At 60.2% G+C, this 15,589-nt stretch carries 11 protein-coding genes; 5 read left to right on the plus strand and 6 right to left on the minus strand.

The window, feature by feature from the left end:
* Positions 1 to 46 precede the first annotated feature (46 nt).
* The 4 genes from ACR0EN_RS12575 to ACR0EN_RS12590 all read left to right on the plus strand — a co-directional run bounded on the left by ACR0EN_RS12575 (position 47) and on the right by ACR0EN_RS12590 (position 5,880).
* On the plus strand, positions 47 to 946 hold the full coding sequence (locus tag ACR0EN_RS12575; RefSeq protein ID WP_170404230.1) for a phytanoyl-CoA dioxygenase family protein: 900 nt from the start codon (positions 47 to 49) through the stop codon (positions 944 to 946).
* 93 nt (positions 947 to 1,039) lie between these two features.
* Positions 1,040 to 4,201 (plus strand): valine--tRNA ligase, encoded by a 3,162-nt coding sequence (locus ACR0EN_RS12580; protein WP_480587023.1) that lies wholly within the window; start codon positions 1,040 to 1,042, stop codon positions 4,199 to 4,201.
* A gap of 146 nt (positions 4,202 to 4,347) precedes the next feature.
* Positions 4,348 to 5,508, plus strand: coding sequence for a benzoate/H(+) symporter BenE family transporter (locus tag ACR0EN_RS12585; RefSeq protein WP_480587026.1), 1,161 nt, complete (start codon positions 4,348 to 4,350; stop codon positions 5,506 to 5,508).
* A gap of 39 nt (positions 5,509 to 5,547) precedes the next feature.
* The gene (locus ACR0EN_RS12590; RefSeq protein WP_170818061.1) at positions 5,548 to 5,880 is read left to right on the plus strand and encodes a DnaJ family domain-containing protein; all 333 of its coding nucleotides are present in this window, start codon (positions 5,548 to 5,550) and stop codon (positions 5,878 to 5,880) included.
* Here ACR0EN_RS12590 and ACR0EN_RS12595 read toward each other — a convergent pair whose 3' ends face one another.
* Positions 5,881 to 6,663 (minus strand): crotonase/enoyl-CoA hydratase family protein, encoded by a 783-nt coding sequence (locus ACR0EN_RS12595; RefSeq protein ID WP_170424255.1) that lies wholly within the window; start codon positions 6,661 to 6,663, stop codon positions 5,881 to 5,883.
* A 149-nt stretch (positions 6,664 to 6,812) separates the two neighbouring features.
* Here ACR0EN_RS12595 and ACR0EN_RS12600 point away from each other — a divergent pair, with 149 nt between their 5' ends.
* Positions 6,813 to 7,913, plus strand: a complete 1,101-nt coding sequence (locus tag ACR0EN_RS12600) for a pyridoxal phosphate-dependent aminotransferase (RefSeq protein WP_170818062.1) — start codon at positions 6,813 to 6,815, stop codon at positions 7,911 to 7,913.
* Positions 7,914 to 8,003: 90 nt separating this feature from the next.
* On the opposite strand, the gene ACR0EN_RS12605 is transcribed toward ACR0EN_RS12600, so the two are convergent.
* The 5 genes from ACR0EN_RS12605 to ptsP form a co-directional block, all read right to left on the minus strand.
* Complete coding sequence (locus ACR0EN_RS12605; protein ID WP_480587031.1) at positions 8,004 to 9,194, minus strand: pyridoxal-phosphate-dependent aminotransferase family protein; 1,191 nt, start codon at positions 9,192 to 9,194, stop codon at positions 8,004 to 8,006.
* 51 nt (positions 9,195 to 9,245) lie between these two features.
* Positions 9,246 to 9,878: a bifunctional 4-hydroxy-2-oxoglutarate aldolase/2-dehydro-3-deoxy-phosphogluconate aldolase gene (locus ACR0EN_RS12610; RefSeq protein ID WP_170626451.1), complete on the minus strand. Its 633-nt coding sequence runs from the start codon at positions 9,876 to 9,878 to the stop codon at positions 9,246 to 9,248.
* 4 nt (positions 9,879 to 9,882) lie between these two features.
* Positions 9,883 to 11,688 (minus strand): phosphogluconate dehydratase, encoded by a 1,806-nt coding sequence (gene edd / locus ACR0EN_RS12615; RefSeq protein WP_480587035.1) that lies wholly within the window; start codon positions 11,686 to 11,688, stop codon positions 9,883 to 9,885.
* 2 nt (positions 11,689 to 11,690) lie between these two features.
* Positions 11,691 to 13,136, minus strand: a complete 1,446-nt coding sequence (gene zwf, locus ACR0EN_RS12620) for a glucose-6-phosphate dehydrogenase (RefSeq protein ID WP_480587038.1) — start codon at positions 13,134 to 13,136, stop codon at positions 11,691 to 11,693.
* Positions 13,137 to 13,301: 165 nt separating this feature from the next.
* Positions 13,302 to 15,545, minus strand: coding sequence for a phosphoenolpyruvate--protein phosphotransferase (ptsP, locus tag ACR0EN_RS12625; protein ID WP_480587041.1), 2,244 nt, complete (start codon positions 15,543 to 15,545; stop codon positions 13,302 to 13,304).
* Positions 15,546 to 15,589: the final 44 nt, after the last annotated feature.

A 15,589-nucleotide genomic window follows, 5' to 3' on the forward strand; every position in this document is an offset into this window, starting at 1 on the left:
GGGCCGCGCCTAGGCTGAACCTAAATTCAGTCGAGTGGAGGTTTCCATGCCCAAAGAAATCAAGCTGACGAATGGCCGATTGGACAGCCAAAGTGCCGAGGCCTATTGGGATGATGGGTTTATATTTCCGATCCCCGTGTTCTCTGCCGCAGAAGCCGCCGGGTACCGTGCCGAGTTGGAAGATGTCGAGGCCAGCTGGCGCGAGGCTGACCTGCCGCTACCCCTGAACATGTACAAACGCATCAACGCGCATGTGGTGATGCCATTTGCCACTCGCATCGCGTTGGACCCGCGCGTTTTGGACGTTGTCGAAGGTGTTTTGGGCCCAGACCTGCTGTTGTGGTCGGCTGAGCTGTTCATCAAGGAACCGCGCACGACGCAAGTGGTGGGCATGCATCAGGACCTGACATATTGGGGTATGGGTGAAACCTCGGACCAGTTGACCGCCTGGATCGCCCTATCCCCTGCGACGGTTGAGAGTGGCTGCATGGATTTCGTGAAGGCCAGCCACAAGAACCCGATCCTGCCGCATAATGATACGTTTTCCGACAACAACCTGCTGTCGCGCGGGCAAGAGGTGGCAGTCGATGTCGCAGAGGAAGACAAAACCCATATCGAGTTGCAGCCCGGCCAGATGTCGCTGCACCATGGGCTGACCATTCACGGGTCAGGGCCGAACGTATCTGATGATCGTCGAATTGGCCTGGCTATCCGTTATCTCAACCCCAATGCGCAGCAAAAAGTGGCGGATCGCGACTATGCCATTCTGGCGCGGGGCGAGGACCGGGTGGGGAATTTCATCCATATCCCTGAGCCGACCGAGCTGTTTGCTCCTGAGGCGCTGGACCTGCACGCGCGCATCCGCAGCGATCAGGCCAAGGCGATGGGGCAAGGGGCCAGCGAAAAGCTGGATCTTTATGCGCCCGCCCCATCAAATCCCGGCTGATCATTGCAGGACCGCCGCGCAGGGCCTTCCCCTTCCTGCGTCCATTCGCTATTGCAGGCGCTGACCCGATATTGTTGACGCAGGACGCATCCCATGGCGATGGAAAAGACATTCAACGCGGCCGAGGCCGAGGCCCGCATCTATCAGGCCTGGGAAGCGGCCGGAGCCTTCAAGGCAGGCGCGAACAAATCGCGCGACGAGAGTTTTACCATCATGATCCCGCCACCGAACGTGACGGGTGCGCTGCATGTGGGCCACGCGTTCAACAACACGCTGCAGGATGTTCTGACCCGCTGGCACCGGATGCGCGGGTTCGACACGCTATGGCAGCCTGGTCAGGACCACGCTGGTATCGCCACGCAGATGCAGGTGGAAAAGATGTTGGCCAACACCCAGCAGCCGGGACGTCGTGAGCTGGGACGTGAGGCGTTTCTGGACAAGGTCTGGGAATGGAAGGGAGAATACGGCGGCACGATCATCGAGCAGCTCAAGCGCCTGGGCTCGTCCTGTGATTGGTCGCGCAACGCCTTCACTATGGCGGGTGCGCCGCGTGACCCGCGCACGGGCCACGAAAATTCTGCGAATTTTCACGACGCGGTGATCAAGGTCTTTGTCGACATGTACGAAAAGGGACTGATCTATCGCGGCAAGCGGTTGGTCAACTGGGACCCGCATTTCGAGACCGCGATTTCGGACCTTGAGGTCGAGAATATCGAAGTTGCGGGCCATATGTGGCACTTCAAGTATCCGCTGGCGGGCGGTGAGACCTATACCTACGTCGAGAAAGATGAGGACGGGAATATCGTGCTGGAGGAAGAGCGCGACTATATCTCGATCGCCACGACCCGCCCCGAAACCATGCTCGGCGACGGCGCAGTTGCGGTTCACCCATCCGATGAGCGCTATGCGCCCATCGTCGGAAAACTTTGCGAAATCCCGGTAGGCCCGAAAGAGCATCGCCGTCAGATCCCGATCATCACCGATGATTACCCTGATCCAGATTTCGGCTCGGGCGCGGTGAAAATCACCGGTGCACATGACTTCAACGACAATATGGTCGCCAAGCGCGGCGGCATTCCAATGTATCGCCTGATGGACACCAAAGGCGCAATGCGCGCCGATGGTGCGCCTTATGCCGAAGAGGCGGACAAGGCGCAGGAATACGCGCGCGGGCGTGAGTTCACCGAGAACGAGATCGACGCGATCAACCTGATCCCTGATCATCTGCGCGGTCTCGACCGGTTCGAGGCACGTGCGAAGGTGGTTGAGGAGATCACTGCAGACGGTCTGGCTGTCATGACTCGCGCCGATGATCCACGTCTGGGTTCGACCGCTTTAAAGCCGGAACACGAAGGCGCGGACAAGCTGGTGCCGCTGGTCGAAAGCAAACCGATCATGCAGCCCTTCGGCGACCGCTCGAAAGTCGTCATCGAGCCGATGTTCACCGACCAATGGTTCGTCGACGCCGCCAAGGTCGTCGGCCCTGCGCTGGACGCGGTCAAGGACGGCACGGTCAAGATCATCCCCGAGTCGGGCGAGAAGACCTATTACCATTGGCTGGAAAACATCGAGCCGTGGTGCATCTCGCGCCAGCTGTGGTGGGGGCATCAGATTCCGGTTTGGTATGGCCTCGATCTCTCGGCTGAGAATTTCAAGGACGACGAAAACGACGGCAACCTTGATTTGGTCGAATTGGGTCGTTTGCTGAACGAGGGCGGCATGCTGCATCGTGGCAATGTCATGGAATGCGCGGCAAGCCTTGAGGCAGTTACAGAGAAATTCGTCGACGACAATGCCAATATACCCAGCCCGCTGAGCCACGCGACTGTCATCGAAGTTGCCGATAAGCAGGAAGCGATCCATCAGTTCGCCGAAAGCCTTGCCCTATACGCAGTCGAACAAGACCCGACCAAGCTGGTCTACCCGGTCTGGCGCGACCCCGACGTGCTCGACACATGGTTCTCTTCCGGCCTCTGGCCTATCGGCACGCTGGGCTGGCCCGAAAAGACCGAAGAGTTAGAGCGCTATTTCCCAACCGATGTGTTGATCACCGGCTTTGACATCCTGTTCTTCTGGGTCGCGCGGATGATGATGATGCAACTGGCCGTAGTGAACGAGATCCCGTTCCACACCGTCTATCTGCACCAGCTCGTCCGCGACGAGAAGGGCAAGAAGATGTCCAAAACCACCGGCAACGTGATCGACCCGTTGGAGATCGTGGACGAATTCGGTGCTGACGCGCTCCGCTTTACCAATGCTTCAATGGCGGCTATTGGCGGGGTACTGAAACTGTCGCGCGAGCGCATCACAGGTTACCGAAACTTCGGCACCAAACTGTGGAACGCCGTCCGCTTTGCCGAGATGAATGAGGTCTTCACCGACGCTGTCCCGCAACTGGACGTGACTGACCTGAAACCCAAAGCCGCCGTGAACCGCTGGATCATCGGTGAAACCGCCCGTGTGCGGGAAGAGGTCGACGCGGCGCTGGAAAGCTATCGTTTCAACGACGCGGCCAACGGGCTCTACGCCTTTGTCTGGGGCAAGGTCTGCGACTGGTACGTGGAACTCTCTAAACCCTTGCTGCAAGGCGACGACACCGAGGCACAGGCCGAGACCCGCGCCACCATGCGCTGGGTTCTGGATCAGTGCATGGTTCTGCTGCACCCGATCATGCCTTTCATCACCGAAGAGCTGTGGGGCCTGACTGGTAAGCGTGCCAAAATGGTTGTACACGCAGATTGGCCGACCTATGCGGCTGCCGACCTGATCGACGCGGATGCGGATCGAGAAATGAACTGGGTGATCTCGGTGATCGAAAACACCCGCTCGGCCCGCGCACAGATGCGGGTTCCTGCTGGCCTCTACGTGCCGATGCTGGTGACGGAGATTGACGCGCACGGCCAAGCGGCATGGGACCGCAACGAAGCGCTGATCAAACGTCTGGCGCGGATCGACAGCCTGACCAAGGCGGATGAACTGCCCAAGGGCACGATCTCGATTGCCGCCCCCGGTGCCTCCTTTGGCCTGCCACTGGCGGACATCATCGACATTGGTGCGGAAAAGGAACGGCTGGAAAAAGCCAAAGGCAAGTTGGCCAAGGAACTCGGCGGTCTGCGCGGACGCCTGAACAACCCGAAATTCGTGGCATCGGCCCCGGAAGAGGTTGTTGCGGAAGCCAAAGCTAACCTTGCCGCCCGCGAAGAAGAAGAAGCCAAGCTAAACGAAGCTCTCGCCCGTTTGGCTGAAATCGCCTGATCTTTTTCCTGCTGCTGATATATTGAAATCGAACCTCACCACCCAACCGGCGGTGAGGTTTTTCTTTACCCTCAGAGCTTTCCCCTTGTTCACGCCACGCCCCGCTTGTTAGCACTTCGGCGAAACAACCTGGCGAGGCACTGACGATGCGATCTTTCCCTCCGATGCAGACCGTCTCAACCGGGTTGGTTGTGGCCATTGTCGGGTTCTTCAGCTCGTTTCCCATCGTACTGCATGGGTTGGGCGCGATGGGAGCTTCATCGCAGGAAGCCGCCTCGGGTCTGATGAGTGCGGCGATTGCCATGGGGCTTGCAGCCATCGTCCTCAGCCTGCGGTACAAAATGCCGATCAGCGTTGCGTGGTCGACTCCGGGGGCCGCTCTGTTAGCCGTCTCGGCCACCCCGGTCGAGGGATTTTCAGGCGCGATTGGTGCGTTCCTGTGCGCCGGAGCATTAACGGTTCTGGCAGGGCTGTGGAAGCCGCTGGGACGATTGGCAGCAGCAATTCCCACAACACTGGCGCAAGCAATGCTGGCAGGCGTGCTCTTGCCACTATGCCTTGTGCCCTTCAAGGCGGCGATCGAGATTCCATGGCAGGCGTTGCCGGTGATCCTGACGTGGTTTGTCGCGGGCCGTTTCAATCGATTGATCGCGGTTCCGGCAGCTGTGGTCGCGGCGGCTATCATTGTGTCGCTGAACGCAGGAGATGCCCAATTGATGCCGGATCGTTTGATCGCGGCTCCGATCTGGACCATGCCATCATTCTCGGTCGCGTCGGCCATCGGGATCGGCGTACCGCTGTTTATCGTCACGATGGCGACACAGAATATCCCCGGCGTCGCGGTGATGCGCAGCTTTGGCTTTGATCCTGTTCCCGGCCGGTTGTTTTCATCCGTCGGTGGCGCAAGCATGCTTTCGGCCCCATTCGGGGCGCCTGCAACCTGCCTGGCCGCGATCACCGCCGCGATGTGTTCCAACGAGGAAAGCCACCCCGATCCGGCGCAGCGTTATTGGTCGGCAATCATGGGTGGCGTGTTCTACTGCCTCTTCGGTATCTTTGCCGTGGCGATCACCAGTTTTGCCGCCCATGCCGACCCGCTGCTTATGGGCACTCTGGCAGGTGTGGCCCTGATCGGGGTCCTGGCCAATGCCATGCATGCCGCACTGGACGTCCCTGTCGAGCGCGAAGCGGCTATTTTGACACTGGCCATCACAGCCTCTGGAATAACGGTTTTTGGGTTGGGCGCGGCAGTCTGGGGGCTGTTGGCTGGGGGTATCGCATATCTGGCAACAAACCGAGTGCGCTGAGCCCTTTCATCAGAACCCCTCAGGCGGTAAAATAAGTGCATGTTCGGATCGCTTGGAAAACTGATTGAACGCCAGATCAAAAAGGCGCAGGCCGAAGGCCAACTGCAGGGTCTTGAAGGCGAAGGTGCCCCGTTACCCGACCGCTCGGGCGAGGCACAAGGCGATCCCGCCATTGCTGCGGGTCATCGGATCATGGCGCAGGCCGGAGTGCTACCCGAGGAGTTCGACATCAAGAAACAGCTCGACGCCGCCCGCAAGGAGTTTGCAGCGCTGACTGACAATCAGGACCGCAGGGCCGCAATGAAAAAGATTGCTGATCTTGAGATGCGATACAACATGGCCCGCGATGCACGGCGCGCATTCATGCGGTGATCATTTGAACTCGGGCTTTCGGCCCTGCATCTGTGCCATGACAACTTCCATTTGATCCGACTTACCGATCAGGTCGACCTGTTCGGTAGATTCGGCCAACAGCACATCAGCACGGTCACGGGTTTCGGCCACATCAATCAACCGTTTGGCGGCGCGGATGGCGGACGGGCTTTTACCCGCGATGTCCTCGGCCAGCGCCAGCGCTTCGGTCAGGGGATCATCCGACAGTTTGGTAACAAGCCCCCAATCTGCCGCCTGTGGCGCTCCGATAGGGCGGGCGGTATAGGTCAGCAGGCGCAGCACGTCCGAGCGCACGAGCTCTGGCAGCAGAACCATGCCGCCCATGTCGGGGATAATGCCCCATTTCATCTCCATCACTGCCAGCTTGGCTTCGGGATGCACGATGCGGATGTCGGCACCCAGCGCGATCTGTAGCCCACCGCCATAGGCGACGCCTTGAATAGCGCAGATCACCGGCACTGGGACGCGCCGCCAGATCAAGGCAAGTTCCTGCATTTCGTTGGCATCTTCGTGGCTGCGGGTCATCAGCCATTCGGTTGGGTCTGTGTGTGCCATGCTGGCAAAGCTGGCCATATCGAGCCCTGCGCAAAAGCTCTTGCCCTCTCCCGATAGCACCACGGCGCGGATATCGGCTGCGGCGACTTCTTGGCCGGCCGAAAGGATCGCCTTGATCATCGCATCGTCCAGCGCGTTCATCTTGTCGCCGCGAGTCAGCGTGACATGGGCGATGTGGTCTTTGTATTCGACGGATACGCGGGACATGGGACCTCCGGGGCGTGATTTGCTGTATAAACATGCCAGCAAGACGCCAGCAGCGCCACAGCGACGTCAGGGCAAACCGCGCATCCGAAGCCTCCTTTGAACTTCTGGCAAGGCTTGCCCCGCCTGATCGGTTGCGCTTATCTGCGGCCATGACTGGTCCTCGTTATACCCCGCTTGCCCTCACGCTGCCCGCGACCGTGCCTTTTGTCGGCCCCGAAACGCAGGAGCGCCAACGTGGCGCGCCCTTCGTGGCCCGGATCGGTGCGAATGAAAGCGTGTTTGGCCCGTCCCCGCGCGCCATCGATGCAATGCAACGGGCCGCGGGCGAGATATGGATGTATGGCGATCCCGAGAATTACGAACTACGCCATGCGCTGGCGGTACATCATGGGGTCGCGCCTGAAAACATCGTGGTTGGCGAAGGCATTGACGGGTTGCTGGGCTATCTGGTGCGCCTGCTGGTTGGTCACGGCGATGCAGTTGTGACTTCGGATGGAGCTTATCCGACTTTCAATTACCACGTGGCCGGGTTTGGTGGGGTATTGCACAAGGTCCCCTACCGCGACGATCACGAGGACCCGACGGCACTGTTCGCCAAAGCGGCGGAGGTAGACGCCAAGTTGGTCTATCTGGCCAACCCGGACAACCCGATGGGAACATGGCATTCAGGTGAGGATATCGTGTCCGCTCTGGAGGCTTTGCCAGAGGGCTGTTTGGTGGTTCTTGACGAGGCATATGTCGAATGCGCGCCCGAGGGGACCGCTGCACCTGTCGCTGCTGATGATTCACGTGTGATCCGGATGCGAACGTTTTCCAAGGTTTATGGCATGGCCGGGGCGCGGGTAGGCTACGCTATCGGCTCGTCCGAGTTGATTGCGAGCTTCAACAAAGTGCGCAACCATTTCGGCATGAACCGAGCCGCGCAGGCAGGGGCATTGGCCGCGCTAAAAGATGAAGATTGGCTGACGCATGTGCAGCAAAGGATTGCCGGGTCCCGGAACCGCATCGAAGAGATTTCACGGTCGAATGGTCTGGTGCCTTTGCCGTCTGCGACAAACTTTGTGGCGATTGATTGTGGGCGCGATGGGGTGTTTGCCAAGGCCGTGTTGGACACGCTCGTTGAACAAGGCGTGTTCGTGCGGATGCCATTTGCCGCGCCCCAGAACCGGTGCATTCGGGTCAGCTGCGGAGGTGAGGCGGAAATGGCGGCGTTTGAAGCTGCTCTGCCCACGGCCCTGGCAAAAGCCTGAGCCTCGTAAAGGGGGCTGTCTGCCCCCGATCGCGCCCAAGCGCGATTTCCCCCGAAGTTATTTATGGCCAGATGAAGAGGCGGATCGGGCTTATCCGGCCAGCGTCGCGGCGGCGGCTTCGAGCGCGCCCTGACCACGGGGGATATCGAGCGCAGCCATAGCGGTTTCGACGCCACCCAGCATGGCCATGACCATTTGAGCGTTTACGTGCCCCATGTGGCCAAGGCGGAAGCAGCCGTCCCAATCCTCCATTCCCAGACCGATTCCCAGCGTCAGACCCAGTTGGGTTTCGGTATAGCTGCGCAGCGGCGTGCCCCGCCCCTCGGTCAGGCGGAGGGCAGTGACCGCGTGGCTTCGATGGGCCGGGTCGGTGACGTTGAAATGCAGCGCGCCACCTTGCGCCCAGATTTCACAGGCGGCCCAGATGGCCTTTGCCAGGTGTTCGTGGCGGGCCCAGACCTGTTCGATCCCTTCGCCATGGATCAGGTCGAGCGCGGCGCGCAGGCCATACAGGTGGTGGGTTGGCGCGGTGCCGTTGAAATACTGATAGAACAGATCTGGATTGGCGCGTGGTTGCCAGTCCCAATACTGCGAGACGCGGGGCATTGTGGCGCGCTTGGCTTGCGCCTTGTCGTTGAAGAAGACAAAGCCGGTGCCCGCCGGGGTCATCAGCCCTTTCTGGCAAGCCGTGACAGTGACGTCGACACCCCAGGCATCCATCTCGAACCGGTCGCAGCCCATCGACGCGATGCAGTCAGCCATCAGCAAGGCTGGGTGGTCAATGTCGTCGAGCAACGCTCGCAAGGCCGGGATATCGTTGCGGATCGATGTGGACGTATCGACTTGGACCGCAAGGACCGCTTTGATCTTGTGGCTGGTATCGTTACGCAGGGCCTCGGCGATGCGGTCAAGATCCCAGGGCGAGGACATTCCGAAATCGATCAGGTCAACCTTGGCGCCGATTCCTTCGGCCATCTCGGCCCAACCGTGGGTGAAGCGGCCAGAGGCCGGGGCAAGCACGGTTTCACCGGGCGCGATGACGTTGGAAAGCGCAGCCTCCCATGTACCGTGGCCGTTGGCGATATAGATGGCGACGTTGTGCTGGGTTCCGGCAACGCGTTTCAAGTCTCGGGTGAGCGCGGGCATCATCTCGATCAATTCGCCGTCATAGACATTGGGCGACGGACGGTGCATCGCCTGCAGCACCGTATCGGGCATGATCGAAGGGCCGGGGATGGCCAGATACTCGCGCCCATGCGCGAGGGAGGTTTGGTTTGTCATGAGGGCAACCTGTTTGAATTGAGGCCTACCCTAGCGTCTTGCCCTGCGGCGTCAATCCAGCAGACTGGCGGCCTCGCGGGCAAGTGTTTCGATCCCGGACCAATCACCGTTTTGAACCATCTGCTTGGGCGCGACCCAGCTGCCGCCGGCGCAGACAACATTCGACAGCGACAGGTAATCGAGGGCATTTGACGGCGATACGCCACCAGTTGGGCAGAAGGTGATCTGCGGTAGCGGTGCGCCGATGGCTTTTAGGGCGGGAGCCCCTCCTGAGGCCTCGGCGGGGAAGAATTTCAGCATGTCATAGCCCTTTTCCAGCAGAGCCATGGCTTCGCTTGCAGTAGCCGCACCGGGGAGAAGGGGCAGTCCTTCGGCTTCGCAGGCGGCGATCAGGGCATCGGTCGCACCGGGGGAGACGCCGAACTGAGCGCCCGCCTCTTTGGCAGCGCGGACATCTTCGGGTGTGACCAGTGTACCCGCCCCGACAACACCGCCGGGGACGTTGGCCATGGCGCGGATCGCGTCGAGCGCGGCGGGAGTGCGCAAGGTGACTTCAAGCGCCGGGAGGCCACCGGCGACCAAAGCTTCGGCCAACGGGCGCGCATGGGCCGCGTCGTCGACGACCAGGACTGGAACAATCGGGGCCAGCGCGCAGATCTCGCGGGTGCGTTGGGTGTTGGACATTGGGTTACACTCCGAAAATGCTGGCGCCGGTGTCGGCTGAGCCGACATTCTGACGGAAGGCGCCGAAGAGGTCACGGCCAACGCCGTGTTGGTTTGCCGTAAGGTCGGCGGTGGCCGGATTGCGGTCGAGAACACCGGGGGTCAGGATTTCCAACTCGCCCTTGACCGCATCAACGCGCAACAGGTCACCGTCTTGCAGATAGGCGATCGGTCCACCATCCAGCGCCTCGGGGCAGACATGGATGGCGGCGGGCACTTTGCCGGATGCGCCCGACATACGGCCATCGGTGACCAGAGCCACCTTCTGCCCCCTGCCCTGCAGGATCGACAGGATCGGCGTCAGCGAATGAAGTTCAGGCATACCGTTGGCTTTTGGCCCTTGGAAGCGAACAACAACGATGACGTCATCGGTGAATTCTCCGGCTTTGAAAGCGGCTTTAACGGCGTTCTGGTCGTGGAATACACGCACGGGCGCTTCGACCACTTGGTGTTCAGGTGCTACAGCCGACACCTTCATGACCCCTGTGCCCAGATTGCCCGTCAAGCGAGAGAGCCCGCCCGTGGGTTGGAACGGGTCTTTGGCCGGGCGAACGATCTTTTCGTTCAGACTGTGGCCCGCGCCCTCTTCCCAGACCAACTCGCCGTCTTTCAGCTTGGGTTCTTTGGTGTAGTTGTGCAGGCCCTGCCCCGCGACAGTCAGCGTATCGGGGTGCAGCAAGCCATCTTCCAGCAGCGTACCGATGGCGAAGCCCAGGCCACCCGCAGCGTGGAAGTGGTTCACGTCTGCCAGACCGTTGGGATAGACGCGCGCGACCAAAGGCACGACAGCGGAGATGTCGGAAAAATCCTCCCAGTCCAGCACGATACCACCGGCACGCGCCATGGCGATCAGGTGGATCAGTAGGTTAGTGGAACCGCCGGTGGCCATCAGGCCGACGATGCCATTGACGAAAGCGCGCTCGTCAAGGATCTGGCAGACCGGTGTGTAGTGATTGCCCAACGCGCTGAGAGACAGGGCGCGGCGCGCGCCTTCCTCGGTCAGGGCATCGCGCAGGGGGGTGTTGGGGTTGATGAAGCTGGACCCTGGCAGGTGCAGGCCCATGAATTCCATCAGCATCTGGTTGGTGTTGGCAGTTCCGTAGAAGGTGCAGGTGCCGGGGCCGTGATATGCGGCCATTTCGGCCTTCATCAGCTCTTCGCGGCCCACCTCTCCGGCGGCGAATTTCTGGCGGACCTTGGCCTTTTCGTCATTCGGCAGGCCACTGGTCATCGGACCTGCAGGCAGGAAGACGGCAGGAAGATGCCCAAAGGCTTGCGCGCCGATGATTAGGCCGGGCACGATCTTGTCACAGACGCCCAGGAAAACGGCGGCGTCATAAGTGTTGTGGCTTAGCGCCACTCCGGTCGCCAGCGCGATCACATCGCGCGAGAACAGAGATAGTTCCATCCCCGCCTCGCCTTGCGTGACGCCGTCGCACATGGCTGGCACGCCGCCTGCAACCTGCGCTGTGCCGCCTGCTGCGCGGATCGCATCTCGGATCAGGGCCGGGTAGCGTTCGAAAGGCTGATGGGCCGAGAGCATATCGTTATAGGCGGTGACGATCCCCAGATTGCCAGCCGTGCCGGTGGCCATGGAGTCCTGATCTTCGCCCGCCCCGGCATAGGCGTGGGCCTGCCCGCTGCAGGACAGGTGCGCACGCGCAGGGCCCTTGGATTTGGCCTGCTCCATTCGTTCAAGATGCGGACCACGCAGATCGGCGCTGCGGTCGATGATGCGTTTGGTGACGTCGGATATAACTGTGTTGACCATGATTACCCTCCGATCTGACGCCAGCGGCGCCCATCGCGATGCATCAGCATCAATGCTTCTTCGGGCCCCGAACTGCCCTGATCGTATTTCGCGGGCTTATCGCCACGCTCTTCCCAGCCGTGAATGATGGGATCGACCCAGGCCCATGCGGCCTCGGCCTCATCGCCACGCATGAACAAAGTCTGGTCGCCGCGGATGACATCCATGATCAGGCGTTCATAGGCATCCGGGGATTGGCCGTCGTCGCCCAGCGCATCAGCGAAACTCATATCGAGTGCAACGTCGGACAGGCGGAACCCGCCCTGCCCCGGTTCCTTGATGGTGGTGCGGAGCGTGATGCCTTCATCCGGTTGCAGGCGGATCACCAGCACGTTGCCATGCAATGGGCCGACATTCGGAAAAATCGTATGCGGCGGGTCGCGGAAGAACACTGCAATCTCGGATTCACGTGCGCGCAGGCGCTTGCCGGTCCGCAGATAAAACGGGACACCGGCCCAGCGCCAGTTGCCGATATGCGCCTTCAGCGCAATGAAGCTTTCGGTACGGCTGGCGGGGTTGCCGACGTGATCCAGATAGCCATCGCCCCCTTTTTCGGTGCGGTACTGACCACGAGCGATATCCTTGGGTTCCACCGGCTCCAGCGCTTCGATCACTTTGACTTTCTCATCGCGCACCGCGTTGGGTGAGAATTTCGAAGGCGGTTCCATCGCTGTCAGGCACAGCAATTGAACCAGATGGTTCTGGATCATGTCCCGCATCGCGCCGGACTGATCATAATAAGCACCGCGCCCTTCGACGCCCACGGTTTCGGCCACGGTGATCTGGACGTTATCAACATGAGTGGCGTTCCAGAGCGGTTCGAAAAGCGAGTTGGCAAAGCGCAGCGCCATCAGGTTCTGCACGGTTTCCTTGCCCAGATAATGATCGATCCGGTAAATCTGATGTTCTTCAAAACAGGCCCGCAGCCCTTCGTTCAACGCTTTGGCTGATGCCAGATCGTGACCAAAGGGTTTCTCGACCACGATACGACTGTCAGGTGTGGACAGGCCGTGCTCGTTCAGACGTTGGGCGATGCCCGAGAAAAGGCTTGGGCCTACTGACAGATAGAAGGCGCGTACCACATCCGGTCGCAGCGTTTTCGCAAGGTCAGACCAACCCGCATCGCCAAGCGCATCTACCGGAAAATACTCGACGCGGGACAGAAAGCGATCAAGCGTATCCTTTTTAAAACCCGGCGCAAACTCTTGCATCGACGCACGCAGCTGTTCACGGAACCCGTCGCTGTCCATGTCGGATCGGGCGGTTCCAATGATGCGCGCATCCTCAGGCATCTGGCCGACTTCGAAGCGATGATAGAGGCCCGGCAGGATTTTACGCTGCGCCAGATCGCCCGTCGCGCCGAACAACACAAGGTCGAACGGATCTACCGGAATTACGCGTGAGACCATTGCAAGGCTCCTTTCGAATTCCCCGCCAGCATAAGCAAGGTTTCAGCCCGGGATTAAAACGCATGTGCGTCATTAGCTATGTTATCGCTAACATTCACCGGCTGAATAGAAAACCTGAGCGCAAAAATCAAGCGCGGATTTGCAGCTGGCATCGCGGAAGATCAGTCAGGACTGCGTCCGCAGCCAGTCCATCACCGCCGGACGCACGGATTGTTCCCCACGATGGCGGGCATCGGCGATAATTTTACGCACATCCTGAAGGTTCGACCGCAACAACAGGCTTTTGACCGGCCCGATTGAGGCCGGGCGCATCGAAAGGGTACGGATGCCCATGGCCGCGAGACACAGCGCCTCGACCGGGCGACCGGCATCTTCGCCACAGAAGCTGAGCGGTGTGTCCGAGATCGAGCATCTCTCAACGATACGTTCAATGAAACTCAGAAAGCTGACATTCAGCGTATCGTAGCGACGGCGAACCAGTTCATTTTCGCGGTCGGCGGCGAAGAAAAACTGTTTCAGGTCGTTCCCACCGATCGAGATAAAGCCGACTTCGTCAAAGAACTTCTGCGGCGCAAAGGCAAGTGAAGGCGTTTCCAGCATCGCCCCCACTTCGAGCGATTCAGGCAGAGCATGGCCCAGACGCCGTTCACGCTCGATCGTTTTCTTGACCTCCCAGCGCGCCTCACGGAATTCGTCAGCCTGCGCGACAAACGGGAACATGATCGTCAGGGGGCGGCCATCGGCGGCCCGGATCAGCGCCTGCAACTGCATCCGCATCACGCCGCGCTTGTCCAGACCCACCCGGATCGCCCGCCAGCCCAGCGCAGGGTTCGGTTCTTCCACATGCTTCATATAGGGCAGAACTTTGTCTGACCCGATATCGAGTGTACGGAACACCACACGCTTTTCGCCCGCAGCATCCAGAACCCGTTTGTATTGCGTTACCAACTCGGATCGCTTGGGCATCTGATTGCGGATCAGAAACTGCAGTTCGGTGCGGAACAGGCCCACGCCCTCGGCACCAGAATTGCTAAGTGAGGGCAGATCGGCCATCAGGCCCGCATTCATCACCATGTTGATTCGCGCACCATCCTGAGTAACGGTGGGCGTTTCACGGATCGAGGCGTAGCGCTCCTGCGCCTTGGCTTCCATCGCGATTTTGTCACGGAACGCACTAACGACGGTGTCTTCGGGGCGCAGATGAACGACACCGCTATCGCCATCAACCAGAATGTGATCGCCGTTCAGGGCTTCGGTGGTGATGCGGCCTACATGCACCACCAGTGGGATCGCCAACGCGCGCGCCACGATAGTGGCATGGCTTCCGACCGAGCCTTCTTCCAACACGATCCCTTTGAGAGAACGGCCATATTCCAGCAGATCACCGGGGCCGATATTTCGCGCAATTAGGATCGGATCGGGCGGCAGGTCAGCCCCATTTCCGTTACCCTGTCCAGTCAAAATTCGCAGCAACCGATTGCTGAGGTCGTCCAGATCGGCCAACCGTTCACGTAAATACGGATCGGTAACCTGCCCCATGCGAGCCCGCGCCTGAGATTGTTCTTTCTCGACCGCCGCCTCTGCGCTGAGACCAAGAGCGATGTCCTCCTCCATCCGGCGCATCCAACCCTTGGAGTTGGCGAACATCCGGTAGGCTTCCAGAACCTGCAACTGCTCTTTGTCGCCGCCCTGAGAAATCTCAAGCATCTTGTCGACGCCGACGCGTAGCTCTTCAACGGCCTCGGTCAGCCGCTCACGCTCACGATGCGGGTCTTCGGCAATGGGATTGGTGACAACAACACGAGGTTCATGCAGCCAGACATGGCCTTCAGCAGATCCCTCCTGCGCCGGGCCACCGGTAAGTTGCACCGATTGCTGGTGCAGCGGTGACAAGGCCGCGCCTTCGCCGACGAACGCGCCCAGTTCGGCCATTTCGGCCAGAACCATCGCGACAACTTCCAGCGCATAAACCTCATCCGCCGAAAACTCGCGCGCGTCCCGGGACTGAACCACCAGCACGCCCAGTTTCTGACCCAGACGCTGTACCGGCACACCAAGAAAGGACGAATACCGTTCCTCGCCAGTTTCCGGCATGTACCGAAAGCCCTTGGCCGAGGGCGCGTCCGCCGTATTCACCACCTTGCCAGATTTGGCGACGCGACCGACCAGCCCTTCGCCCATACGCATCCGCGTCTTGTGTACCGCTTCTGGGGACAGACCTTCGGTGGCGCACAGTTCAAGCGTATCCTCATCCCGAAACAGGTAGATCGAGCAAACTTCGCGACCGGTACTGTCGGCGATCAGGTGCGTGATCCGGTCAAGACGTTCCTGACCGGCGGCTTCGCTCGCCATTTCTTCGCGCAGCCGTCCCAGCAACTTGCGAGATTCTGTTTCCGTGCCTTCCGCCATGGCCCACCCACGTTACGGTTTCAGACAGGACACTTGGCTGAAAG

It is taken from the genome of Ruegeria sp. AB7 (assembly GCF_056542625.1).